Annotated in this window: 22 protein-coding genes; 9 read left to right on the top strand and 13 right to left on the bottom strand. The window is 62.8% G+C overall.

The genetic code is table 11. The features are described 5' to 3' along the window. Positions 1–24: 24 nt before the first annotated feature. The 5 genes from ACO06O_RS19900 to ACO06O_RS19880 all read right to left on the bottom strand — a co-directional run bounded on the left by ACO06O_RS19900 (position 25) and on the right by ACO06O_RS19880 (position 5,974). Positions 25–2,097: an ASKHA domain-containing protein gene (locus ACO06O_RS19900; RefSeq protein WP_421883907.1), complete on the bottom strand. Its 2,073-nt coding sequence runs from the start codon at positions 2,095–2,097 to the stop codon at positions 25–27. Between the two features lie 60 nt (positions 2,098–2,157). Next, entirely contained in the window at positions 2,158–3,072 is a 915-nt protein-coding gene (locus ACO06O_RS19895; protein WP_421883904.1) for a methyltetrahydrofolate cobalamin methyltransferase, read from the bottom strand. Between the two features lie 178 nt (positions 3,073–3,250). Then, entirely contained in the window at positions 3,251–4,144 is an 894-nt protein-coding gene (locus tag ACO06O_RS19890; RefSeq protein WP_421883901.1) for a homocysteine S-methyltransferase family protein, read from the bottom strand. 4 nt (positions 4,145–4,148) lie between these two features. Next, positions 4,149–5,015 carry a methylenetetrahydrofolate reductase gene (locus ACO06O_RS19885; RefSeq protein ID WP_421883899.1) on the bottom strand — a complete coding sequence of 289 codons (867 nt, stop codon included), beginning with the start codon at positions 5,013–5,015 and terminating at the stop codon, positions 4,149–4,151. After that, a complete protein-coding gene (locus ACO06O_RS19880) occupies positions 5,012–5,974 on the bottom strand; it encodes an ArsR/SmtB family transcription factor (protein WP_421883896.1) in 963 nt (320 codons plus the stop codon). Before ACO06O_RS19880 ends, ACO06O_RS19885 begins: the two co-directional genes overlap by 4 nt. Positions 5,975–6,205: 231 nt before the next feature. Between ACO06O_RS19880 and ACO06O_RS19875 the strand changes: the two genes are divergently transcribed. Then, positions 6,206–7,156, top strand: coding sequence for a hypothetical protein (locus ACO06O_RS19875; RefSeq protein ID WP_421883892.1), 951 nt, complete (start codon positions 6,206–6,208; stop codon positions 7,154–7,156). After that, positions 7,153–8,718, top strand: coding sequence for an ATP-grasp domain-containing protein (locus ACO06O_RS19870; protein WP_421883888.1), 1,566 nt, complete (start codon positions 7,153–7,155; stop codon positions 8,716–8,718). The genes ACO06O_RS19875 and ACO06O_RS19870 overlap by 4 nt, the downstream gene beginning before the upstream one ends. Here ACO06O_RS19870 and ACO06O_RS19865 read toward each other — a convergent pair. Then, complete coding sequence (locus ACO06O_RS19865) at positions 8,715–9,470, bottom strand: hypothetical protein (protein WP_421883885.1); 756 nt, start codon at positions 9,468–9,470, stop codon at positions 8,715–8,717. The two genes, ACO06O_RS19870 and ACO06O_RS19865, sit on opposite strands and share 4 nt — an antisense overlap. 172 nt (positions 9,471–9,642) lie before the next feature. Between ACO06O_RS19865 and ACO06O_RS19860 the strand changes: the two genes are divergently transcribed. Beyond that, complete coding sequence (locus ACO06O_RS19860; RefSeq protein ID WP_421883882.1) at positions 9,643–10,302, top strand: hypothetical protein; 660 nt, start codon at positions 9,643–9,645, stop codon at positions 10,300–10,302. A 22-nt stretch (positions 10,303–10,324) separates the two neighbouring features. Here ACO06O_RS19860 and ACO06O_RS19855 read toward each other — a convergent pair whose 3' ends face one another. From ACO06O_RS19855 to ACO06O_RS19835, 5 genes are all read right to left on the bottom strand, one after another. Continuing rightward, positions 10,325–10,690, bottom strand: coding sequence for a nuclear transport factor 2 family protein (locus ACO06O_RS19855; protein WP_421883879.1), 366 nt, complete (start codon positions 10,688–10,690; stop codon positions 10,325–10,327). A gap of 89 nt (positions 10,691–10,779) precedes the next feature. Next, a complete protein-coding gene (locus ACO06O_RS19850) occupies positions 10,780–11,361 on the bottom strand; it encodes a sarcosine oxidase subunit gamma (RefSeq protein WP_421883876.1) in 582 nt (193 codons plus the stop codon). After that, entirely contained in the window at positions 11,354–14,374 is a 3,021-nt protein-coding gene (locus ACO06O_RS19845; RefSeq protein ID WP_421883874.1) for a sarcosine oxidase subunit alpha family protein, read from the bottom strand. Before ACO06O_RS19845 ends, ACO06O_RS19850 begins: the two co-directional genes overlap by 8 nt. A 1-nt stretch (position 14,375) precedes the next feature. Beyond that, positions 14,376–14,708, bottom strand: a complete 333-nt coding sequence (locus tag ACO06O_RS19840) for a sarcosine oxidase subunit delta (protein ID WP_420420385.1) — start codon at positions 14,706–14,708, stop codon at positions 14,376–14,378. Positions 14,709–14,720: 12 nt separating this feature from the next. Beyond that, positions 14,721–15,965: a sarcosine oxidase subunit beta family protein gene (locus tag ACO06O_RS19835; RefSeq protein ID WP_421883871.1), complete on the bottom strand. Its 1,245-nt coding sequence runs from the start codon at positions 15,963–15,965 to the stop codon at positions 14,721–14,723. Between the two features lie 297 nt (positions 15,966–16,262). Here ACO06O_RS19835 and ACO06O_RS19830 point away from each other — a divergent pair, with 297 nt between their 5' ends. Together ACO06O_RS19830 and ACO06O_RS19825 are read left to right on the top strand one after the other, a co-directional pair. After that, positions 16,263–17,324: a GlxA family transcriptional regulator gene (locus ACO06O_RS19830; protein WP_421883868.1), complete on the top strand. Its 1,062-nt coding sequence runs from the start codon at positions 16,263–16,265 to the stop codon at positions 17,322–17,324. Further along, on the top strand, positions 17,321–17,734 hold the full coding sequence (locus ACO06O_RS19825; RefSeq protein ID WP_421883866.1) for a hypothetical protein: 414 nt from the start codon (positions 17,321–17,323) through the stop codon (positions 17,732–17,734). Before ACO06O_RS19830 ends, ACO06O_RS19825 begins: the two co-directional genes overlap by 4 nt. Before the next feature lies 1 nt (position 17,735). On the opposite strand, the gene ACO06O_RS19820 is transcribed toward ACO06O_RS19825, so the two are convergent. Then, complete coding sequence (locus ACO06O_RS19820; RefSeq protein ID WP_420420389.1) at positions 17,736–18,206, bottom strand: Lrp/AsnC family transcriptional regulator; 471 nt, start codon at positions 18,204–18,206, stop codon at positions 17,736–17,738. Positions 18,207–18,354: 148 nt separating this feature from the next. Between ACO06O_RS19820 and ACO06O_RS19815 the strand changes: the two genes are divergently transcribed. From ACO06O_RS19815 to ACO06O_RS19800, 4 genes are read left to right on the top strand one after another with little or no spacing between them, the layout of a single operon-like run. Continuing rightward, positions 18,355–19,527: an amidohydrolase gene (locus ACO06O_RS19815; RefSeq protein WP_421883863.1), complete on the top strand. Its 1,173-nt coding sequence runs from the start codon at positions 18,355–18,357 to the stop codon at positions 19,525–19,527. 4 nt (positions 19,528–19,531) lie between these two features. After that, positions 19,532–20,758 carry a diaminopropionate ammonia-lyase gene (locus tag ACO06O_RS19810; protein WP_421883860.1) on the top strand — a complete coding sequence of 409 codons (1,227 nt, stop codon included), beginning with the start codon at positions 19,532–19,534 and terminating at the stop codon, positions 20,756–20,758. Then, positions 20,755–21,939 (top strand): M24 family metallopeptidase, encoded by a 1,185-nt coding sequence (locus ACO06O_RS19805; RefSeq protein ID WP_421883858.1) that lies wholly within the window; start codon positions 20,755–20,757, stop codon positions 21,937–21,939. Before ACO06O_RS19810 ends, ACO06O_RS19805 begins: the two co-directional genes overlap by 4 nt. Positions 21,940–21,971: 32 nt before the next feature. Then, positions 21,972–22,724, top strand: a complete 753-nt coding sequence (locus tag ACO06O_RS19800; RefSeq protein ID WP_421883856.1) for a maleate cis-trans isomerase family protein — start codon at positions 21,972–21,974, stop codon at positions 22,722–22,724. A gap of 10 nt (positions 22,725–22,734) precedes the next feature. On the opposite strand, the gene ACO06O_RS19795 is transcribed toward ACO06O_RS19800, so the two are convergent. Next, the gene (locus ACO06O_RS19795; RefSeq protein WP_421883853.1) at positions 22,735–23,067 is read right to left on the bottom strand and encodes a hypothetical protein; all 333 of its coding nucleotides are present in this window, start codon (positions 23,065–23,067) and stop codon (positions 22,735–22,737) included. Positions 23,068–23,078 lie beyond the last annotated feature (11 nt).

Below are 23,078 nucleotides of genomic sequence, written 5' to 3'. Positions count from 1 at the left end.
CACTTTCGTCGAACGAGTTGGATCCTAACCGCGCCGACGCCGACGACGGCCGCCACCCTCTCCCGAACCGGGATCGGATGCCGCCTTCTTTTCGGGCAATTGGACCGCTTTCTCCAAGTTCGGAAACGGCGCAGTTTTGTGCGGGAACGCCATCGCCCCAACAAAATGCTCCTGAAAGCGGGGTTCGACCGCCGTTTCGACCTTTTCGATCCGGGTCACCAGTTCCTTGATCTCGTTCCGGGCCTGACGGTTCAGGAGCGCGATGCGCGCGCCGGTGCCTGCCGCGTTGCCGACCGACGCGACCATGTCCAGCGGACAGTCGGGGATCAGGCCCAGAACCATCGCGTATTTCGCGTCGATATGGCTTCCGAAGGCACCGGCCAGAACGACCCGCTCCACCGGCTTGCCCAGCTTGTCGACCAGAAGCTGCGCCCCGGCATAGAGCGCCGCCTTGGCAAGCTGGATCGCCCGGACATCGGCCTGGGTCACGCGGATCTCCGGCTCGCCGCGATGCAGGATGTAGGAGAAGGTCCGGCCTTCCGGTACGACCCGGTCGGATTTCTGCGCCATGGACCCGTCGATAATGCCGTCTTCGGTGATCAGACCGGCCAGGAACATTTCCGCCAGGACCTCGATGATCCCCGATCCACAGATGCCGGACACACCGATCCTCTTGGTGGAGTCCGCGAACCCTTCGTCGTTCGACCACAGGTCGGAGCCGATGACCTTGAAGCGGGGTTCCAGGGTTTCCGGATCAATGCGCACGCGCTCGATTGCGCCGGGTGCCGCGCGCTGACCGGACGAAATCTGCGCGCCTTCCAGCGCCGGCCCGGTCGGGCTGGAACAGGCCAGCAGCCGTTCCTTGTTGCCCAGCACGATTTCGGCATTGGTGCCGACATCGACGACCAGGGTCACCTCGTCGCGGTATTGCGGGCCCTCGGCCAGAACCACGGCGGCGCAATCGGCACCGACATGACCGGCGACGCAGGGCAGGAAATAGGCCCGCGCGCCCGGATTGACTTTGCCTTTGAGATCCAGCTCTGCCGCCGACACGCGCAGCGACTGGTTGGTGGCCAGCGCGAAGGGCGCCCAGCCCAGTTCGGTCGGATCGACGCCCAGGATCAGGTGATGCATGATCGGGTTGCCGACCAGCACCAGTTCCAGAATGTCATTCGGGTCGACCATCGCCTCGGTCGCGGCCTGGACCAGCAGATAGCCCAGCGTCTCGCGTACGGCATTGGTCATCTCGGCGTCGCCGCCCGGATTCATCATCACATAGCTGACCCGGCTCATCAGATCCTCGCCGAAGCGGATCTGCGGGTTCATCGCCCCGACGGAGTTCACGACTTCGCCGGTTTGCAGGTCGGTCAGGTGGACCGACATGGTGGTCGACCCGACATCGACGGCGCAGCCGAAGGCCTTCTCGTGGAATCCGGGCCAGACATGGACCAGCTTGTGCCCGTTGCGGACCGCCGCGGTGACCTTCCATTCGCCTTTGCGCAGGGCCTTCTGCAGCCCTTGCAGCACCGGCAGGTCGGCGCGGTCGACAGTCAGGTCCCACTGCTCCTTCAGGGCCTTCTCCAGCCGCTCCAGATCGCCGGACGGGTGGTGCATGTCGGGCTCTTCGACCTCGACATAATGCAGGCGGACGATGGGATCGATTTCGATATTGCGCACTTCCGCGCGCTTGCGGACGACCTGTTTATGAACCTGGCTGTCCGCAGGGATGTCGATGACCAGATCGCCGTGGATGAAGCTGGAGCAGCCGAGACGCCGGTCGTCCTTCATCCCGCGCTTCTGCTTATACCGGTCTTCGACCTTGCCGAATTCGGAAACGTTTTCCGGCTTGCTCTTGACCTTGAACTTGGAGAAATCGCCGATACCCGGCACGACCTGGCAGCGGCCGCAGATGCCGCGCCCGCCACAGACGGAATCGAGATCGACACCCAATTGACGCGCGGCCTGGAGTATCGGCGTGCCTACCGGAAAATCGCCGCGTTTCCCGGAAGGGGTGAAGACGACATGGGCCGTCTTCACGTTTTCCTGGGATGATCCATCGCTCGTCGTGCTTGCGTCGGCCGGGTCGATATCCGCCATTTCCGTTCGTGTTCCTCCGGGGGTCGGTACGCGCTTGGATGAATGAGGGAAAAGCGCCGGCTACGCGGCCGGACGGCGGCGGCGGCGTTCGCCGCGCGCACCGCGCGCGCCCTGCACCTCGCCTTCCGGGGCCGGCTCGCGGAAGCGGCGGATCCAGGCGGCGCAATCCTTGTCGTGGCCGGCGACGACGTCGGCACCCCAAATGGCGTGCATTTCCTGTTCGTGAAGCGGGTTCATGATGGCGCTGGTCATACCCGCGCCGACCGCCATGGACAGGAAGGCGCCGTTCAGGCCGTGCCGGTTCGGCAGGCCGAAACTCAGGTTCGACGCCCCACAGGTCGTGTTGACCTTCAGCTCGCCATGCAGGCGGCGGATCAGGTTCAGGGCACCGACACCGGCGTTGCCCAGGGCGCCTACCGGCATGACCAGCGGATCGATGACGACGTCGCAGGCGGGGATGCCGTAATCGGCGGCGCGCTCGACAATTTTCTTGGCGACTTCGAAGCGGACGTCCGGATCTTCGGAGATACCGGTTTCGTCGTTGGAAATGCCCACGACCGCGCAATTGTATTTCTTCACCAGCGGCAGCACGACTTCCAGTCGCTCTTCTTCGCCAGTGACGGAGTTCAGCAGCGGGCGGCCTTCATAGGCCTCCAGGCCGCGCTCCAGGGCCTCGACGATGGAGCTGTCGATGCACAGTGGCACATCGGTCAGGGACTGAACCAGCTTGATTGCCTTGGCGAGAATGTCCGGCTCGTCGGCCAGCGGAATGCCCGCATTGACGTCCAGCATATGGGCGCCCGCCGCGACCTGGGCCAAGGCGTCCTTTTCGACCGTCTCGAAATTGTACTCCTTCATTTCCGCGGCCAGCTTCTTGCGGCCGGTCGGATTGATCCGTTCGCCGATTACGGTGAACGGCTTGTCGAAGCCGATGATATGCGTCTTGGTTTTCGATTCGAGGACGGTCTGGGTCATTGTGCTCACTTCCTTAAGGCATGTGCGGCGGCGCGGCCGGATCCCGGTGGCGCCTCATGGGGCAATCGGCTTCATGCGGTGATACATAACCCAGCACGCGCAGGCGAACAGCGCGACCGCGCCTCATAACGTCGGAATCGCGCCGTTCTGTTTTCCTGCGCCGGGGCAAGCGGTTGCGTCAGACCGATTCTGCTTGCCGGGCCGCGATTTTGGCGGGGGTGTCCGCCTTGGGAAACCGGGTCCAGCTGGACACCGGTTCGATCTCGTCGACGATGTGTTCGTCCCGGACCCAGCCCAGAACCGGCCGGAAGCCGTCTTCCGCGCGGTCCCGCAGCATGGCGTCCAAGGTTGCCGTATGCTCCGGCAGGGATCCGCCGCCGATCAGATTGACCGTTCCGTCGCGCAAGGCGGCGTCCAGCCAGGCGGCACGGCGTGCGTCGCCGGGGCGGAACTGCACGATGCCGTCGGCGGAGTCCAGCGTCCGCGGACCGAAGCGGGGGCCGCCGTCGACGCGCTGCAACAGGATGGAAACGTGGCTTCGCAGTTTGGCGCGGGCCTTGCGCGCACCTTCCAGCATGGCCTGGATGCGGCCGACACCGGGCAGGACGTCCAGCAGAAGTCCGTCGGCACCGCCGGCGATCAGGCCTTCCGCCTGCACGGCGACCGCGGCCTCAACTTCGCCCGGGGGCACGTCCCAGCCGTCGTCGCGCAGCACGCCAAGGACGAACCGGCGGCGGCCCTGACCGGGGATGCTGTCGACCGCCTCGGTCGCGGCTTCAGCGGCTTTGAAGTTGATGATGAAGGCCTCGTCTTCCAAACCGTGTGCCCGGAGCGTCAAAGGATTGGCCCGCAGACTGTTGGTGCGCACGATGTCCGCGCCCGCTTTCAGGAAGGCCTTATGGACGGCCTTGATCTTATCGTAGCGCGTCAGGTTCAGGACTTCCGCGCATTCCCCGGCGCCGAAGAAATCGCGTTCGGCATCGAGATCCAGTTCGGGAAGCTTCAACTCCCGCGTGATCGACCCATCGGTCAGAAGGACCCGGTTGGTCAGAGCGTCGGTGATGGTTCGCATGGGATTACGCAGCCTCCTCAGTGGCGGGGAAGGGGAACGGGACCGATTGCGGCACGCCGAGCGCCCGCGCGATGGTCATTGCATCACGGGTTCGGTTCAGAGTGTAGAGGTGAATGTGATCGACGCCCTCGGCGGCCAGTCGCTCGCCCAGGGAAACCGTCGTGGCGACGGACAGGGTGCGAACCGTCTCGGGATCGTTTTCCAAGCCGGCGAACCGCGCATCGAGCCAAGCCGGCACGGTCGCGCCGCAGCCGTCGGCGAATTTGTGCAGGCCGTCCAGCGATGCGATCGGCAGCAGGCCGGGGACGATCGGCTTTTCCATCCCGGCCGCAACGCATTCGTCGCGGAACCGCAGAAACAGGTCCAGGTCGAAGAAGAACTGGGTGATCGCATGCGAGGCGCCGCCGTCCAGCTTGCGCTTCAAGTGATCGATCTCGGCCTCACGGGACGTGGATTTCGGATGTCCCTCGGGATAGCAGGCCACCCCGATATCGAACCCACCAATTCCGGCCAGGGCCTCGGTCAGTTCCGCTGCGCAGGCAAATTCGCCCGGCCCGACCGGCGGGGCGTCGCCGCGCAGGGCGACCAAGCGTCGGATCCCTTTGGATTTCCAGAACCGGGCCAGGGCAAGAATTTGGTCCTTCGGCTGCCCGGTCGCGGTCAGGTGGGCTGCGATGGACCCGGCGAAACCGGCATCGCACAGCGCGTTAAGCGCCGTTTCACTGCGATCTCGCCCGGAGCCTGACGCACCATAAGTGACCGAAACATGGCTGCCGGTGCCGGCCAGAGCCCGAACCCCGCCGACGAACTTTTCGGACGTGCCTGACTTCGGGGGAAAGACCTCGAAGCTGATATAGAGGGACGACGTCATGCGACAGCTTCCTTCTCGGCTTGGGCTTTGCGGGCGGTCCAGACACAAACGGTCAGGGCGCCGCCTTCCAGGCGGGTGACATTGGTATCGATGAAGCCGGCGCCTGCCAGCCATTCCCAGATTTGCTCATCCTTGAACCCGGGCCAGCGATGGGCATGTTCGGCGCGCAGCTCCGCCAGATTGTGGCGGGCGAAATCGACGATCACGATGCGGCCGTCGTCGGACAGAGCACGGGCGGCTTCGGTTAGCGCCTGTACCGGGTCGTCCGAATAGTGCAACACCATGTGCAGGACGGCAGTGTCGAAGTCACCGTCGCCGCAGGGGATCTGGTACATGTCGGCCTGGCGGACCTGGCAATGGTCCAGACCGTCGCGTTCGATCGCGGCGCGGGCGACCCGCAGCATGTCGGCCGACAGGTCGATGCCGACGGCACTGGTGGCGCGCGGTCCGAAGAATTCCAGCAGCTTGCCGGTCCCGGTGCCGATATCCAGCAGGCGACCCAGCGGCCAACCGGCCGTTACCTGATTCAGGCATTCCGTCAGGGCCGATTCGTCGACATGCAGGGCGCGAATGCGGTCCCATTGTTCGGCATTGCGTTTGAAATAGGCGGCTGCTTCGGCGTCGCGTTTACGGCGCAGCCGGTCCAGCCGTTCCAGGTCGCGCGAAAGGACCGCATCGTCCAAGGGCAGCAGGTCGAGAACCGCGCCGGCAAAGGCCGCCGGTCCGGACTCGTCCGCCGCGCTGCCGGCCAGGCGGTAACGCGCCCAGGTGCCTTCCTGATAGCGGGCCAGGACACCGCCTTCGACCAGAAGCTTCAAGTGACGGGACAGACGCGGCTGGCTTTGGCCCAGCAGACCGACCAGGTCGCTGACGGTCAATTCGGAATGGGCGACAAGGTTCAGAATCCGAAGCCGGGTCGGTTCCGCCACCGCGCGCATTGCCTGTAAAAGCCGTTCCATGTCGCTCTCCGTGTCTAGATACCTATATAACGATATATTTATATTGTTGTCAATCGCGCGATTCATCTGAGCCGGAAACGGGTATTCTGTGGCGGTGAGCGGCGACTGACGGTAAGGTCTGGCACGGGACGGCACTGTTGCTAAGTCCTTGATCCAATCGGGGAACCGGGGTCCAGCCATATGAACTTTGTTATCAGTCCGACTGCGAAAGTCTTGCGCGCGGCGACCGTGATGGTTGCAGCAGCAATCATTTGGTTCTTGGCGATCGTTCCGGCACGCGCCGAACCGGCGAAGGTCGAAGTCGGCATTTTCGTCTCATCCGTCTACGACCTCGACTTCTATGAAGAGACCTTTCAGGCCATCGTGTGGCTGTGGTTCGTACATGACGATCCGCAGTTCGACCCGCTGGATTCGATCGAGTTCACCAACGCGCGGGAATACGAGCGTCTGGAGAGCTATGGCCGGTTTCGCGAAGACGGGCGGCGCTATGTGGCCGCGAAGTACCGGCTTCTGGTGAATCAGGGTTGGGATTTGGCGGATTTCCCCTTCGACCGTCAGGAGCTGGAAATTGTCCTGGAAAGCGTCGGTCGGGATGCGTCGCAGTTGGCGTTCGTATTCGATGGGGCCAATTCGGTTCTAGCTCAGGATCTGACGCTGAACGGCTGGTCGCCGGGACCGGTTCGCGGCGAGCCGAAAGTGTTCACCTATAACACCACCTTTGGCGAGGAATCGACGGAGCTGCTGTCCTTCCCCCGGGTCGAGTTCTCCGTGCCGCTGAAGCGGGACAATCCGAAACTCTTCTTCGAAGCCTATATCGGCTATCTGATCGCGGTTCTGATGTGCGCGACGATCTGGCTGACCTCGGCCTCGGGCATGCCCGATTACCGGATCGGCATGATTCTGGCGGCGATCTTCTCGTCGATTGGCAACAAGCATGTGCTGGAAAGCAACTATCCATCCTCGCCGACCCTCGGCCTCGCCGATCATTTGGAGATCAGTACCTTCCTTCTGATCGCCGCCTCGATGGTTCTGTCCGTCGGTTGTGAAAGATTGCACCTGATCGGGCGTGACCGCCTGGCGCGGCGACTGAATTTTGTCGGCATACCCATTCTGTTGTCGGTTTATGCGGCTTTCTTCATCGTCTTTGTGACGGCGGCGGCAACGGGCGGAAGCGCCCGATGACAAGGGCGGGGCGTCACGGTCTGATTGTCGTCGACCGGTCGGATCACGGATCGTCGGTCGTGCTGGACGACACGGTCCGACGCGGCGTCGCGGACATGATGGACGGAACGGACCTGGCGGGAAGCGACGACCGTCGCTTCGGCGCCAAAGACCGGGTGGTCATCACGTCCGAGAATGTGTTGGACACGGTCCTGCAACGACTGGACGATCCGGCCCGTGCGGACTTGATCGACGCTTTGAAGAACAAGCATCGCTGCCGGGAGATGCTGACGGCGCGCTATCCGGATTTCTATTACGGCATTGTGCAATTGGATCGGCTGACCGATCTCAAACTGCCGCCGGGACGCCGCTTTGTTGTCAAACCGAACCGGGGGTACTTCGCGACCGCCATTAAGATCGTCGATTCCGACAGCGACCTTGCGGCAACCCGGGACGAGATGGCGGCCGAAATCCGAAAGAACGGCGCGGTCTTCGCCAGTACGGTCCTGTCGGACGCGGATGTCATCGTCGAGGAGTTCATCGACGGCGAGGAATACGCGGTCGACATGTTTTATGACGGTGCCGGAATGCCGGTGATCGTGAACATCTATCACCATCCGATACCGGAGAATCCGGACTATCTGCACGCCCTGTATTACACCAGCAAACCGGTCTTCGACCGTCTGCACGGTGAACTTACGGAATGGTTTTCAAGCCTGAACGAAACCTTGGGCGCGCGGGCCTTCCCGATCCACGGCGAATTCAAGCTGGGCGCCAATGGGCTGGTTCCGGTTGAACTCAACCCTCTGCGTTTCGGCGGCGATGGGCTTATCGATCTTGCCTTCCACGCCTTCGGCCTCAATCCCTATGACGCGTTCTTCAATGACCGGGCGCCCGACTGGCCCACGATCTGGCGGGGGCGGGAGGAGAAGATCTATACCTGGATGATGGGGTATGTCGGCACCGATGTGGACGTGTCGTCTCACCGTCCCGATCACGGTGCGTTCCAGAACCTGTTTTCCAACATCCTCAGTGACACTCTGCTGAATTACGAAGCCCATCTGGGCTTTTCCGTCGTCTATGCCGAGGAGAGCGATATCGAAGCCGTGCATCGGCTGGTGAACACCGATTTCCAGAAGTTTTTCCGCGAGACGACGGCGTTTTCGGAAGATGCGCTTGCTAAACTGTACCGGAACGGTGTGCGCCTGCAGATCGCGGCCGGCGACTATGTCTGGCACGAAGGCGATGTCGGCGATTTTGTTCTGCTGGTGATCGAGGGCGGTCTGGACGTCATGCACCGCAACGCACAGGGGCAGGAAGTCTATCTGGATACGATCGGACAGCGGTCGGTTGTCGGCGAATACGCAGTCATCGACGGTCGTCCGCGCACTGCCGGCGTACGGGGCGGGCGGGACGGTTGTACCGCGATGAAGGTCAGCGGCGAGGCTTTCCGCAAGCTGTTGCGGGACGCACCGGGCCTGTTCGAGGAACTTTACTGGCAACAGCAGATGCGTATCCGCAAGATGAACGCACGAATCGGCGATCTGGAAGCGGAACTGGCGGCCCTTCGAGCCGGGGGCTAAGCGTTGTCTTTCAGATAGGCCAATTCGATGGCGTGCAGCGCCTCGTTGTTGTGGATCACCCCATCGGCCTCGATCAGGCGTTTGATGCTGTCGCGCAGATTGTCCAGCGCGTCGGTACCATCGGTATCCACAATGGCTTTCGCGGCGGCCATCATCGAGTCCGAATCCGGATAAAGGCGGCGCACCACTTCCCATAGATCGTCCGGATCGACCGCGTCGTCGCCATAGGTCTGGGTTATGTAATCCAGGAGGACGGATCGCTCCGCCGGGTGCAGATACCCGTCACAGCGCGAGAAGAACATCAACACGGTCAATTCGTAGCGGGCCGCGCGCAGCAGGGCGCGCGCTGCGGTTTCCGTTTCATCCGTACCGGGCTTGTCGAATCGAAACCAGTCCAGGAAGGCCTCCGGCGAGGAGTAGGTGCCGACCGCGCCGTGCGGGTCGAGAATCCGTTCGATGCGTTGAAAGTCAAACCGCCGCAATTCCCGCCGGACATGGCAATAGGCGTTCAGGCTGGGCGTGTCGCTGTGTGGATCGGCGGAGACCAATGTGATGCGGCGCACGCTCCAATGGCCGTTCCCGTCACGATATTCAATAATGGCTCCGGCTGGCAGATAGTGGCGCGTTCCGCCACTCGTCTCCAGCATCGCGGGGTGGTCTTCCTCCGGCAATTCTTCGACGATGCTGCCCGGCAGCGGCGGCCGCGGCGCATTGGCGACCTTGCCGGCGATCTTTTCCAGTTCATTCAGCATGCGTGCCACCCTCAGGTCTAACGATCGATCGCTTGTCGCCCTATTAAACACGCGCCGCCCGGTCTGTTCCATGGCTTTGTCGCCAAGCCTGTGCCGGTTACGGACTTGCGCGGTCGTCGGGGCGCGGCCTATAGGCTGGCCCTACGGTTTGCGAAGAAGTCCGGGGGTATCAATGAAAACGGTATTGAAACCAGGTGCGGTTTCACGGGCGCTAAAGACCATTCCTGTATCGGGATGGCTGATCGCGATGCCGATTTATCTCCTGGCTTGCAGCGCGTTTGCGTCTCTCTTGGTTGGCGCGACCGGGTGGGAAGGCCCCTTTCGGATTTGGGTCGGCGTATACCGTCAAATATTCTTTGAACCGTTAAGGGGCTTGGCTGCGTCCCATCTCGCCTGGGACTGCCTTTACCTTTCAATCCTGTTTGCCGGGCTCGTCTTTGGTGCCTGTTTGCGTGCGGAGTTGCGAACATTTCGATTCCTAAAGTCCCAGAACATCACCTGTGTCTTCGGCGGTGGAAACCCGGACCCAAACACTGATTTCAGGATCAAGGTCGGGATCTACGCGGCGGCGGCCCTGATCTATGTGTTGGGACAAGCCGCCGCGGCGCATTTCGTTCTTTGCGGTTCCGGCGCGCCATTCTGGTATCTTCTTTATATTCCGGTGACATACGCGGGAACTGTGCTGGTGCTGATCCGACAGGTGCGCAGGAGGGATGTTGAAGGCCTGCCGCTATTCAGCAGGGGCGAGGCCATTGGCGTGATATGCGTGCCCTGGACCATAGTGGCGCCGGTACTGATTTTGGCGCTCGCCGACGGGCTATCCCAAGGCTAAGACCCTGTTGCGACCTGTCTCGTCAGGCGATGAACCCGCCAGGCGGGGCCGCGTGGGGCAGGGACCAGCCAAAGTACACCTCAACCTCAGTAACCTTGCCGCCATTGAAGGTCAGAACTTCAGTGTTCCGAAACTTCCGCCCTTCGATCGACATACCTTCATAGGTTACGAAAACCGTCTCGCCCTGTTCGACAACATGTACGAAGGCGAAATCGGTGATCCGCTCGCTGTTTGGCCAGCAACGCTCAAAATAAGTACTTCGGTCGATCAGGTTGTCCTGCGGGCTGGAAAACCGGAATTCGTCCGCGATCAATACTTCCAATGCTGCCCGGTCGCCGTTTGCATAAGCGCGGTACATGGCTCGGGCAAGCTCGCCGCGATCTGACATGCCTTTCTCCTTCCCATTTGTGATCCAACGGGAAGGAGGGTGGGATAACAGGATGCAACATGCAACCGGTTAGGCTATGCAATTATATTTCAGGCCCACTCCCGCGCGCCGTCGGCGAAATAGTCCCAGAGATAGTCGGCGAAGCTCCAGCGGATCATGACGTCGAAAGTGTCGTCCTCGACCAGCGTGATAAAGATCGTCGCGTGATGGAAACCGGTGCCTGTCGCTTGGCCTGGGGTGAAGCGGCGCGGATGGAGGTCCAACGCGCAACCCTTGGCCAGCAATTCGCGGGACAGGCTGCCCGACACGCGGATCACCGTGTAATAATCCGACAGGTCGACTACGGCCTTGCCGACACCGTCCAGCGCGGCGCGCAAATCGGCGATCAGCTTGGTCTGACCATCCGCCTCGGTCCAGATCAGCCATTCGTCGAAGGCCTTCCAGAACACCCGGATGCTGCCTTTCTGAGCCGACGACATCGGTGCGGTCGGCAGAGCGACGCCCAGGACCTTCTTGACCGCATCGGCGAAACCCTTGTCGCAGGCATCGCCGCGCAAGGTGACCTTGCCCAGGAAGGGCAGTTCGGTGATCGACAATCCCTCGATCTGAACCGGGGTCTTGGCGGTCAGCGGGGTATCGGCCGTCACGCCGGGGTGGATCGCATCAACCATTGGTCCGCGTCCCTTCCTTATCGAAGAAAACCGTATCGGTGATCGTTACTTTTTCCACGCGGCCGCTCATCAGCGGGACCGACAGGGTCTCGCCCTTGCGGTTCTGGCCGTTGGCCACCAGCGCCAGCGCGATCGACCGGCCGACATTCGGGCTGTAGTAGCTGGAGGTGACATGGCCCAGCGTCTTCATCGGCGGCTTGGGCTTCACGTCCTCCACCACATGTGCGCCTTCCGGCAGCACGAAGTTCGGATCCTGAGTCAGCAGGCCGACCAGCTGTTTCCGGCCTTCGCGGGCGGTATCGCTGCGCGCGAAGGAGCGGCGGCCCAGGAAGTCGTCCTTCTTCTTCGAGACGATCCAGTTCATGCCCAGATCCATCGGCGTCACCGTGCCGTCGGTGTCCTGACCGACGATGATGAAGCCTTTCTCGGCGCGCAGGACGTGCATTGTCTCGGTACCGTAAAGGCAGAGATCGTGCTTCCGGCCGGCCTCGCGCAGGGCGTTCCAGACATGCAGGCCATAGCGCGCCGGCACGTTGATTTCATAGGCCAGATCGCCGGTGAAGCTGATCCGGTAGACCCGCGCCGGGGCGCCCGCGACCGTGCCTTCCTGCATCGCCATGAAGGGGAAGGTTTCCGGATCGAGGTCCAGCGATGTCAGTTCGGACAGCAGCGCCCGCGACTTCGGCCCGGTGATCGTGCAGACCGCCCATTGTTCGGTGACGGAGGTGAAATACACATCCATCTTCGGCCATTCGGTCTGGGACCATTCTTCCAGCCAGCCCAGCACACGCGCGGCGCCGCCGGTCGTGGTGGTCATGTGGAAGTGATCGTCGGCCAAACGGGTGGTTACACCATCGTCGAACACCATGCCATGTTCGTTCAGCATCAGGCCGTAGCGGGCGCGACCCGGTTTCAGGTTGTCCCACTTGTTGGTATAGATCCAATTCAGGAACTCAGCCGAGTCCTTACCCTGAATGTCGATCTTGCCCAGGGTCGAGGCGTCCAGCATCCCGACCGATTCACGGACCTGGCGGCATTCGCGCATCACCGCCTCGTCCATGGTCTCCTTGCCTTGCGGGAAGTACCAGGGGCGCTTCCAGTCGCCGACATCTTCGAAGACCGCGCCGGCGTCCAGATGGGCCTTGTGCATCGGCGTCGTGCGCTTCTGCAGGAACAGCTCGTTCCGGTTCTGGCCGGTGATGGCACCGAAGGTGACGGGGGTATAGGGCGGGCGGAAGGTCGTCGTGCCGACTTCCGGGATCGCCGCATTGCGGATTTCGGCCATGATCGCCAGGGCGTTGACGTTGGACGTCTTGCCCTGGTCCGTTCCCATGCCGGTTGTCGTGTAGCGTTTCAGATGCTCGACCGAGATATAGCCTTCCCGTGCCGCCAGATGAATGTCCGACGCGACAACGTCGTTCTGGTGGTCGTGGAAATGCTTGGCCTTGCCGTGGCCCAGCGGCTTCTTGCCGGGCACGGTCCAGACCATGCGCATCGCGCCGTATTCGATATCGTCCGTCGCGGGGGTGGCCGGAACGTCGCCCGACCCGAAACCGGCAGCCTTCGCCGCGGCGGCGCCGGTGGCATAGCCCTGGGACAGGCAGTCCTTCAGCGCGAATGCGCCGTTGCCCGACCCGGCCGAGACCGGTTTCCAAGGACCGGCGAAGCCCGGAACGAAGCATTGTTGCGCCTCGTCCCAGTTCAGCTTGCCGCGTGCCTGGCTCCACAGATGGACCGTCGGGTTCCAGCCGTTGGAATGGGCCAGGATATCGCAGGGCAGGGCGGTCGTGTCGGAGACGATCGTCCGGTTGTCTTCGCCCAGCTTGGCGATCTCGCAGGCATTGACGGCGTGTTTGCCGCTGGTGGCGACGACGGCATAGCCCTTGAAGACCCGGATACCGGCGTCTTCGGCAGCTTTGACCAGCGCGCCCTTCGGGTTGTCGCGCAGGTCGACTACCGTCACGTCACGCGCACCGGCCGCCTTTGCGTCCAACGCCGTCTTGTAGGCGGTGTCATTGTTGGTGAAGACCACGATCTCGCGGCCCGGCAGAACGCCGAACCGGTTGATATAGATGCGCAGCGCCGATGCCAGCATGATGCCGGGACGGTCATTGTCCGCGAAAACCAGCGGGCGTTCGATCGCGCCCTGCGCCAGAACGACCCGCTTGGCGCGGATCTTCCAGAACCGTTGACGGGGCATGCTGTCGTCGTCTTGCGGGCCCAGATGGTCGGTCACCCGCTCCAGTGCGGTCAGGTAGTTGTAGTCGTAGTAACCGGAAACCGTGGTGCGGCGCAGGACCGTCACGTCTTCCAGGGCTTCCAGTTCGGCCATGGCTTCGGCCACCCATTCCAGGGCGGGCTTGCCGTCGATTTGGGCATCGTCGCTCAACAGCGATCCGCCCAGCTCGTTCTGTTCGTCGGCCAGGATGACCCGCGCGCCGGTACGGCCGGCCGCCAATGCCGCGGCCAGGCCGGCTGGGCCGCCGCCGACGATCAGCACGTCGCAATGGGCGAATTTCTGGGCATAGGAATCCGGATCGCGTTCCATCGGGGATTTGCCCAGACCGGCGGCGTTGCGGATGATCTTTTCATAGACCGGCTCCCACCAGGACGACGGGAACATGAAGGTCTTATAATAGAAGCCCGCCGGGAACAGCTTGGCGAATTTCTGGTTGATGGATTGCAGGTCGAACTTCACCGACGGCCAGCAGTTCTGGCTCGACGCGCTCAGCCCGTCGAACAGTTCCACCATCGTGGCGCGGGTATTCGGTTCGGTCCGGTTGCCCTCGCCCAGTTGCACCAGGGCGTTCGGTTCTTCCGACCCGGCGGTCATGATGCCGCGCGGGCGATGGTACTTGAAGCTGCGGCCGACCAGCTTGACGCCATTCGCCAGCAGGGCGGAGGCCAGCGTATCGCCATGGTAGCCGGTATAGGACTTGCCGTCATAGGTGAAGGTCAGGGGCTGGGACCGGTCGATCCGGCCCTTGCCGTTCAGTCGGTAGGTCTGGCTCATCTTACTTACCTTCGCTCGGCTCAAGCTCGTCGCGGCTCGACAGGCCGTCCCAGTCCTTGGGTGGGTTCGGGGCGTCTTCGCCCATCTTGTAGCTGTCCCACATCACGTCCGTGACGGTGTGTCGGACGGCGTTGAACCAGCGGCCGCAGCCTTGGGTGTGGACCCAGCGCTCGGCGTGGACACCCTTGGTGTTCTTGCGGCTATAGATATAGTCGCCCCATTCCTGATCCGAGATTTGGTCGGTTCCGGTCGGCCGGGCGATATGCGCCTCGCCGCCATAGGAGAATTCGGTCTGTTCGCGCCAGCCGCACCAGGGACATTTAACGAGAAACATGGATCTGCCTCCTTAGTGCGCGACGGCGGCGGCGGCCGCTTCGTCGATCAGGGCGCCGGTATGGAACCGGTCCATGGTGAACGGCGCTGCGATGGGGTGCATGTCGCCCTGGGCGATGGAATGGGCGAAGACGCGGCCTGAACCTGGGGTCGCCTTGAACCCGCCCGTGCCCCAACCGCAGTTGAAGAACATGTTGTCCACCGGGGTCTTGGTGATGATCGGTGACCGGTCGACGGTCACGTCGGTGATCCCGCCCCATTGGCGCAACATGCGCACGCGGCTGAAGATCGGATAAAGCTCGATCACCGGGCCGACGACATGTTCGATCTGATCGAAGCTGCCGCGCTGGGAATAGGAAATGAACGGATCGCCCGAACCGCCGATAACCAGCTCGCCCTTGTCGGACTGGCTGATATAGGCGTGGATCGCGTTCGACATGATGACGCAATCGACGATCGGCTTCATCGGTTCGCTGACGAAGGCCTGCAACGGGAAGCTTTCCAGCGGCATCCGGAAACCGGCCATTTCGGCGACGACGGAGGAATGACCCGCCGCGACGACGCCGACCTTGTTGGCGCCGATGGAACCGCGCGTGGTTTCAACGCCCTTCACGACGCCGTTTTCGATCTTGAAGCCGGTGACTTCGCAATTCTGAATGATGTCGACGCCCATTGAATCGGCGGCGCGGGCATAGCCCCAGGCCACAGCGTCGTGGCGGGCCGTCCCGCCGCGGCGCTGCAGCAGCGCCCCCATGACCGGATAGCGGCAGTCCAGGTTGATGATCGGCACCATTTCCTTGACCTGTTCCGGGGTCAGGAACTCGCTGTCGATGCCGTTCATGTAGATCGCGTTGCCGCGGCGGCCGATCTCCTGCATGTCATGGACGTTATGCGCCAGGTGCAGCAGGCCGCGCTGGGAGAACATGACGTTATAGTTCAGCTCGTCGCTGAGGCCTTCCCACAGCTTGACCGCGTGGTCGTACAGCGCCGCCGATTCGTCCCACAGATAGTTCGACCGCACGATGGTGGTGTTGCGGCCGGTATTGCCGCCGCCCAGCCAGCCCTTCTCCAGGACCGCGACATTGGTGATGCCGCATTCCTTCGCCAGGTAATAGGCCGTCGCCAGCCCGTGCCCGCCGCCGCCGATGATGATAACATCATAGGACGGTTTCGGGTCCGGGCTGCGCCAGGCGCGTTCCCAGTCCTGATGGTGGTTCCGTGCGTTCCGCGCGATGGCGAAGATCGAATATTTCTTCATGGTTCGGAGGTCCTTCATCCCAGGACCGTATGCATAAGGCGGACGGCAAATGACCCCTTTCAGAACTGCGACAGGCTTAATAACGATTGCGACGGGCCTTTACGGAGGGTCATGACGCGGATTGACAAGGCGCCCGATCTGGCCCCATAGGCGATGGCGCATATCGGCAAGCCGATCCGGGGAGGAAAAACGGCGACTTGCAGGATGGGTGGTTAGGTAGGCAAACTGTCATATCGCTGACATGTCGCGTATGCGTAAGTCAGTCGATCTGCGATTGGGTGGTCGATGGCAACTCGAATGTTCAAACCCGTTGCGGGTTCGGGTCCGGACAAGGTGGTCTTTGTCCTGATTCCGAATTTCTCGATGATCGCCTTGTCGGGCGTGGTCGAACCCATGCGTTTGGCCAACCGGATCAGCGGCAAGACCCTGTATCAATGGGAAACCGCCAGCCGCGACGGCGAAACGGTGATGGCGTCGAACGCCTTTCCGATCCAGACGGACAAATCGGTCGCGGACTACAACTACGCGCCGACCAATGTCATCCTGTGTTCCGGCATCGACGCCCATGTCTATAAGGACAATGCAGTTTTCGGCTGGCTGCGCCGCTGGGCGCGGGAAGGCAGCCATATCGGTGCGATCTGCACCGGCGCCCATGTCCTGGCCCATGCCGGATTGCTGAAAGGTTATCGCTGCACGATCCATTGGGAGAACCTGGATAGCTTTACCGAAGAATTCCCGGATCTGGATGTCCGCGCGGAACTGTTCGAAGTCGACCGCGACCGCTTCACCTGCGCCGGCGGTGTGTCCGGGTTGGACATGATGCTGAACGAAATCGCAACCCGTCACGGTCAAGACCTGGCGGCGGCCGTCGCCGAACAGTTCATGCATGAGCGCATGCGCGAAGGTCATGACGACCAGCGCCTGCCGCTGCAGGCGCGACTGCGCATCAGCCATCCGAAACTGATCCGTGCGATCTCGGAAATGGAGCGTCATACCGAAGAGGCGCTGACCCGCGATGAAATTGCCGATCGTGTCGGCCTTTCGCGCCGCCAGCTGGAACGGCTGTTCCGTCGTTATTTGAACACCAGCCCCGCGCGCTATTACCTGAAGCTGCGCCTGAACCGGGCGAAGACGCTGCTGACCCAGACGACCATGCCGGTGACCGAAGTCGCCTTTGCCAGCGGCTTCACCTCGGCGTCGCATTTCTCCAAATGCTACCGCGACATGTTCGGGCGGACGCCGCGTGCGGAACGGCGGGGCCCGGGCGGTGCGCCGCTGGAGGACGGGGACCTTCTGGCGGAGGAGGATCTGGAGGATTTCGACGACCTGGACGACGATTCGATCGAGGCGTTGGGATGATCCAGGCGCCGCCGACCTCGAAGGAAGTGTCTGCGGCGTATCTGAAGCTGTCGGTCGGTCTGCGGGGCATTCTCTATCCGGTGCGGGACCTGATTTTCGAAACGGCACTGACCACGCCCGGCTGCGGCCAAATTGTCGAAGACGTGAAATGGGGGCAGCCGGCCTATCTGACCGAAAAGCCGAAAAGCGGAACGACGCTGCGTCTGGGGCCGTCGCCCGAGGATCCGGAGCGCGGAGCCCTTTTCGTGCATTGCAGCACCAGCCTGATCGAGGATTATCAGGCGCGATACGGCGATATGTTCGACTATGCGGGTAACCGTGCGCTGGTGATTCCGGCAGACCTGAAAGCGCATCGAGACGCGGTCGCCCATTGTATCGCCCTGGGTCTGATGTACCACAAGCGCGGCTGACTCACGCCGCCCCGGAAGCCGCGACCGGGATTTTCAGACCGACCTTCACATCGTCCATGACGACATTGGTCTGAAACCGCTGCACATTGGAATTCTGGAAGAAGTAGCGGCGGGTGAATTCCTCGTATTCCTTCATGTCGCGGGCCGTCAGGATGACGATGAAATCCGCGTTGCCGGTCACGTAATAGCATTGCATGACGTCCGGCGCGGCCCGCATGGTCCGCTTGAACTGGTCCAGAACTTCCGGCCTTTCCCGTTCCATCGTCACTTCGACGATCAGGGTCAGTTTGCGGCCCGTTGCTTCAGGCGACAGAACGGAAATGTCATGGGCGATTGTCCCATTTTCGCGCAGCCGTTTCAGCCGTTTCTGACACGCCGCCGGGGACAGGCCGACCAGCGCGCTCAGCTTTTCCGCCGTCAGCCGGTTGTTCTCCTGCATCAGGTTCAGCAATCGGGCGTCAAATTCGTCCATGGTGTCCTCGCAAAGAAATCGGGCCGTCGGGCCGTTCATATGGACGAAATTCATACATCATTCGGCCATCTCTGACGAATTTCGTACCTTGGCTTGGCCTAGTCTTAAACCTGTCATTCCGTGCGACACCCAACCCGAAAGCAGCGCCATGCCCGATACGAACGACGATCCGTCCCGGTTCCGGTCCATACTGACCGAATGGCGTCACGATCTGCACCGCCATCCCGAATTGGGGTTCGACGTCGCGCGGACGGCGGGCTTCGTGGCGGATAGCCTGCGCGGCTTCGGATTGTCGGTTCAGGACGGCATCGGCGGTGGGGTGGTCGGCGTTCTGCGTCGGGGCAATGGCCCGTCGATCGGCCTGCGGGCCGATATGGACGCGCTGGCGATCCAGGAGGAAAACACGTTCGACCATGCGTCGACCGTGCCGGGGCGGATGCATGCCTGCGGCCATGACGGCCATACCGCAATGTTGCTGGGGGCGGCCAAGCGGCTGTCTGAAGAAGGCGGGTTCGACGGCGAAATCGTCTTCATCTTTCAGCCCGCCGAAGAACACGGGCAGGGCGCGAAGGCGATGATGGCGGACGGCTTGTTCGACCGTTATCCCGTCGATGCGGTCTATGCCCTGCACAACATGCCGTCGATCCCGGCGGGTCATGTCGCGGTTCGTCCCGGTCCGATCATGGCCTGCGAGGACAATTTCGAGATCGTCATTCAGGGCAAGGGCGGGCACGCCGCCCTGCCGCATATGACCGTCGACCCGATCGTGGTCGGGTCCGAAATCGTCCTGTCGCTGCAGACCCTGGCCTCCCGGTATCTGGACCCGCTGGAACCCTGCGTTCTGTCCGTCACGGATTTCCATGTCGATGCCACACGCAATGTCATCCCCGACAAGGTCGTCCTGCGCGGCGATGTCCGGGCTTTCACGCCACGGCAGCAGTCGGCGATAGAAGACGGCATGCGCCGGATCGCTGAAGGGGTCGCAGCGGCGCATGGGGCGTCGGCAACTGTGGTCTATACCCACGAATTTGCCGCGACCATCAATGATGCGGCGGCGGCGGGACAGGTGGCGGCCACTGCGGAGCGCGTCTTGGGGCCGGAGCGGGTCGACAAGGACTGTCAGCCGGTCATGGCGTCGGAAGATTTCGGTTTCATGCTGGAACGGAAGCCGGGCTGCTATTTCCTGCTGGGGAACGGCGGCGCCGGGCCGGGTGGCTGCGGACTGCACAGCCCGAACTATGATTTCAACGACGACATTCTGACCATCGGCGCGGATCTCTGGGTCCAGCTGGTGCGCGATTGTCTGCCGGCGGAGGGGTGACGGGATGATGGATCTGAAGAACGTGACCGATGGCGCGATGGTGCTGCACCACAATGGGGCGGTCGAAACGGGCCTTCCCTATCCGGCACGATTGGAGGCAATTCTAGGTGCCGAACTCTGCGCGGAGGCGCAAACGGCCATTTCCGCCTGGCCAGGTTATGCTCCGACACCCTTGCATCGTTTGGACGGTCTCGCGGATCAATTGGGCGTCGGGGCGATTTACTATAAGGACGAAGGGCCGCGGTTCGGCCTGGGCAGCTTCAAGGCGCTGGGCGGCGCCTATGCGGTGCTGAAACTGCTGGCGAGGGAACTGCGCGACCCCGGCGGGGCGCACCTGTCGGAGGGCCGGATCGCGAAGGGGCTGCATGCGGACCAGGCGTCAACGGTCACGGTGGTTACCGCGACGGACGGCAATCACGGACGGTCCGTTGCCTGGGGCGCGCGGATGTTCGGCGCTGCCTGCCGGATCTACATGCATGCCGGTGTCAGTCCCGGACGTGCGAAGGCAGTCGAGGCGTTGGGTGCAAAGGTCGTTTGGGTCGACGGCAATTACGACGCATCGGTGCGTCAGGCGGCGCAGGACGCGGCGGACAATGGCTGGCACATCGTGTCCGACACGTCCTATCCCGGCTATATGGATCTGCCCCGACATGTCATGGCCGGCTATTCGGTGATGGTCGCGGAGGTGATCGCTCAAACGCCGCAGGATGCGGCGCTGACCCATGTTTTCCTGCAAGGCGGCGTCGGCGGTCTTGCCGGCGCGGTAACGGCAGCGTTGTGGCACCATTATGGGGCGGCGCGGCCGCGTGTCATTGTTGTCGAGCCGGACCGCGCCCCCTGCCTCTACCGCAGTGCGGTTGAAGGCCGTCCGGTGGCCGTCGAAATCGTCGAGGAAACGATTATGGCCGGCCTGTCCTGCGGTGAGGTTTCGCTATTGGCCTGGGACATTCTGGCGGCCGGCGCGGATGAATTCATGACGGTGTCCGATTCCTGGATTGCACCCCTGATGCGCGGCCTTGCGAACCCGGCGTCGGATCGTCCGGTAGTCGCGGGAGAATCCGCCGTGGCCGGCCTCGCCGGTCTTGCTGCAGTAAGGCAATCACCCGACACGGCTGCCGCCCTGGGCCTGGACCGGTCGTCCAGGATCCTGGTAATCGGCACGGAAGGGGCGACAGACCCGGCGATCTATGAAGCCATTGTCGGCCGAACGCCCCAGGAGATCGCGGCGTGACGGCCATCGCTGAAAACACCGCCCCGTCGCGCGGTTTCGATCAGGCTGAGTTCGAAGCGCGCCTGGCCCGCGCACAATCGGCGATGCGGGACGCCCGGATGGACGCGATCCTGCTGACCAACGAGCCGGAGGTTCGGTACTTCACGGGGTTCCACACCCAGTTCTGGGAAAGCCCGACCCGGCCTTGGTTTGTCCTGTTACCCCTTTCCGGCAAGCCGATCGCGGTCATCCCGGAGATCGGTCGTGCCGGCATGGAAGCGACCTGGATCGACGATATTCGTTCCTGGCCCGCGCCGAGACCCGCTGACGACGGTGTTTCGCTGCTGATCGCGGCGTTAGGGGAAATGCCGCGCCGGTTCGGGCGATTGGGCGTGCCGATGGGGCATGAAAGCCTGATCCGGATGCCGTTATCGGACTATCTGACAGTGATCGCGGGGGCGGAGGGATTGGAGCCTGTCGACGCCGCGCCTCTGCTGCACGGCTTGCGGTTCATCAAATCTTCCGCGGAAATCGATAAGATCCGCCAGGCCTGCACGCTCACCTCCGCCGCTTTCGAGGCTCTGCCGGACCTGATGCGAGCGGGACAGTCGGAACTGGAGATCTGCCGGGCATTCCGGATCGATCTGCTGCGGCGCGGGGCGGATCAATCGCCTTACCTGATCGCGGGTTCCGGGCCTGGCGGGTATGACAGCATCATCATGGGCCCGACCGAAAGGCTCGTCGAAGAGGGCGATGTCCTGATCATCGATACCGGCACGACCTATGACGGCTATTTCTGCGATTTCGACCGGAATTTCGCCTTCGGCCGGGCGGATGATGCGGTGCGCCAAGCCTACCGGACCGTGTTCGAGGCGACGGAGGCTGGGTTCCGTGCCGCGCGACCGGGCGCCACGACCAGCGAACTCTGGACCGCGATGTGGCAGGTTATGGAGGCGGGCGGCGCATTGGGCAATTCCGTCGGCCGGCTGGGTCACGGCCTGGGGATGGAACTGACCGAATGGCCGTCCAACACGGCAGAGGACGGCACGGTTCTGGCGCCCGGCGCGGTTCTGACCCTGGAGCCGGGGATGGAATTCCTGCCGGGCCGCCAGATGGTGCATGAGGAGAATATCGTTATCACGGACAGCGGCGCGGAATGGCTGACCCGCCGCGCCGCGCCGGAATTGCCGGTCGTGACGTGACCGGACGGGAGTCGCAAAGAAGGGGCACTGCGATGCGTTATGACGATCACCTGCGTTACGAATATGAGTTCGAGACGATCGACCCGCTCGGCCGGATCGGCGTCATCGCCCTGGCGACCGATTTCAACATCGAAACCGATCTGCGTCGCCTCGTGCCCGTCGGTGTGGAAGTGCTGACCAACCGGGTTTTGAACGCGAACCCGATCTCCCTTGAAAGCCTGCGGGCCATGGCCCCGGACATCGCCCGGGCGGGGGCCGGCATTCTGCCCAATGTCGGGGTCGATGCGATGATCTATGCCTGCACGTCGGGCACGGCGGCGATTGGTGAGGAAAATGTCGAGGCGGCGATTCATTCGGTCTGGCCGGGAATTCCCGTGACGAACCCGCTGAAATCCGCCTGCGCCGCCTTCGAGGCTTTGGGTGCGAAACGCCTGTCCGTGCTGACGCCCTATGTCCGGGAGGTGAACGAGACCCTGGTCGAGGAACTGACGCGTCGCGGTTTCGAGATCGTGAACATCGGAAGCTTCAACATCGACAGCGATTTCGACGCGACGCGCATCCCATCCGATGCCATCGCGGCAGCCGGGCGGGACCTATGCGACCCATCCGCCGATGTGTTGTTCGTGTCCTGCACCGCGCTGCGCGCCGCCGCCGTCGTCGAGACGCTGGAGGCCGATCTGGGAAAGCCTGTCGTGTGCAGCAATCAGGCGCTGGCCTGGCACGCCTTGCAACTGATCGGCTGCGCCGCGCGGCCGACCGGGTTCGGACGTCTGTTCGACCGCTAACCGGCCGGTTTCAGGAAGGCTGGGCGGGTTCCTGTCCCGGGTCGGTCGGCAGAACCAATTCCCAATCTTCACCCGCTGCCAGCAGGCATGTAACCCCGTCCGCATTGGTGTGAACGAAGGTCCATGTGCCTTCCGCCGACACGAAAAGTTCTACCAGGGATCCGCCGCTGGTCATGCCGATGGCGGATTGGCGTTCCTGATAGCGGGCGGAAAGCCGGGTGATGATCTTATCGCGTGGACCGCAAACCTGAGGACCGCCTTGCGCGGAGGCCGCTTGCGGTCCCATCAACAGCCCCGCCGTCAACGCGGCGGCCAGACCGGTACCAAGAATTGAACGAAACATGGCGTTCTCCT

Source organism: Pacificispira sp., from assembly GCF_965228185.1.
Taxonomy (GTDB): Bacteria; Pseudomonadota; Alphaproteobacteria; order UBA8366; family Aestuariispiraceae; genus Pacificispira.
This window is presented reverse-complemented; position numbering and strand designations above follow the sequence as displayed.

Bases quoted from the DNA above. Each gene is read 5' to 3' on its own strand.
- ACO06O_RS19900 (WP_421883907.1), bottom strand. From the start codon at position 2,097: ATGGCGGATATCGACCCGGCCGACGCAAGCACGACGAGCGATGGATCA.
- ACO06O_RS19895 (WP_421883904.1), bottom strand. From the start codon at position 3,072: ATGACCCAGACCGTCCTCGAATCGAAAACCAAGACGCATATCATCGGC.
- ACO06O_RS19890 (WP_421883901.1), bottom strand. From the start codon at position 4,144: ATGCGAACCATCACCGACGCTCTGACCAACCGGGTCCTTCTGACCGAT.
- ACO06O_RS19885 (WP_421883899.1), bottom strand. From the start codon at position 5,015: ATGACGTCGTCCCTCTATATCAGCTTCGAGGTCTTTCCCCCGAAGTCA.
- ACO06O_RS19880 (WP_421883896.1), bottom strand. From the start codon at position 5,974: ATGGAACGGCTTTTACAGGCAATGCGCGCGGTGGCGGAACCGACCCGG.
- ACO06O_RS19875 (WP_421883892.1), top strand. From the start codon at position 6,206: ATGGTTGCAGCAGCAATCATTTGGTTCTTGGCGATCGTTCCGGCACGC.
- ACO06O_RS19870 (WP_421883888.1), top strand. From the start codon at position 7,153: ATGACAAGGGCGGGGCGTCACGGTCTGATTGTCGTCGACCGGTCGGAT.
- ACO06O_RS19865 (WP_421883885.1), bottom strand. From the start codon at position 9,470: ATGCTGAATGAACTGGAAAAGATCGCCGGCAAGGTCGCCAATGCGCCG.
- ACO06O_RS19860 (WP_421883882.1), top strand. From the start codon at position 9,643: ATGAAAACGGTATTGAAACCAGGTGCGGTTTCACGGGCGCTAAAGACC.
- ACO06O_RS19855 (WP_421883879.1), bottom strand. From the start codon at position 10,690: ATGTCAGATCGCGGCGAGCTTGCCCGAGCCATGTACCGCGCTTATGCA.
- ACO06O_RS19850 (WP_421883876.1), bottom strand. From the start codon at position 11,361: ATGGTTGATGCGATCCACCCCGGCGTGACGGCCGATACCCCGCTGACC.
- ACO06O_RS19845 (WP_421883874.1), bottom strand. From the start codon at position 14,374: ATGAGCCAGACCTACCGACTGAACGGCAAGGGCCGGATCGACCGGTCC.
- ACO06O_RS19840 (WP_420420385.1), bottom strand. From the start codon at position 14,708: ATGTTTCTCGTTAAATGTCCCTGGTGCGGCTGGCGCGAACAGACCGAA.
- ACO06O_RS19835 (WP_421883871.1), bottom strand. From the start codon at position 15,965: ATGAAGAAATATTCGATCTTCGCCATCGCGCGGAACGCACGGAACCAC.
- ACO06O_RS19830 (WP_421883868.1), top strand. From the start codon at position 16,263: ATGTTCAAACCCGTTGCGGGTTCGGGTCCGGACAAGGTGGTCTTTGTC.
- ACO06O_RS19825 (WP_421883866.1), top strand. From the start codon at position 17,321: ATGATCCAGGCGCCGCCGACCTCGAAGGAAGTGTCTGCGGCGTATCTG.
- ACO06O_RS19820 (WP_420420389.1), bottom strand. From the start codon at position 18,206: ATGGACGAATTTGACGCCCGATTGCTGAACCTGATGCAGGAGAACAAC.
- ACO06O_RS19815 (WP_421883863.1), top strand. From the start codon at position 18,355: ATGCCCGATACGAACGACGATCCGTCCCGGTTCCGGTCCATACTGACC.
- ACO06O_RS19810 (WP_421883860.1), top strand. From the start codon at position 19,532: ATGATGGATCTGAAGAACGTGACCGATGGCGCGATGGTGCTGCACCAC.
- ACO06O_RS19800 (WP_421883856.1), top strand. From the start codon at position 21,972: ATGCGTTATGACGATCACCTGCGTTACGAATATGAGTTCGAGACGATC.
- ACO06O_RS19795 (WP_421883853.1), bottom strand. From the start codon at position 23,067: ATGTTTCGTTCAATTCTTGGTACCGGTCTGGCCGCCGCGTTGACGGCG.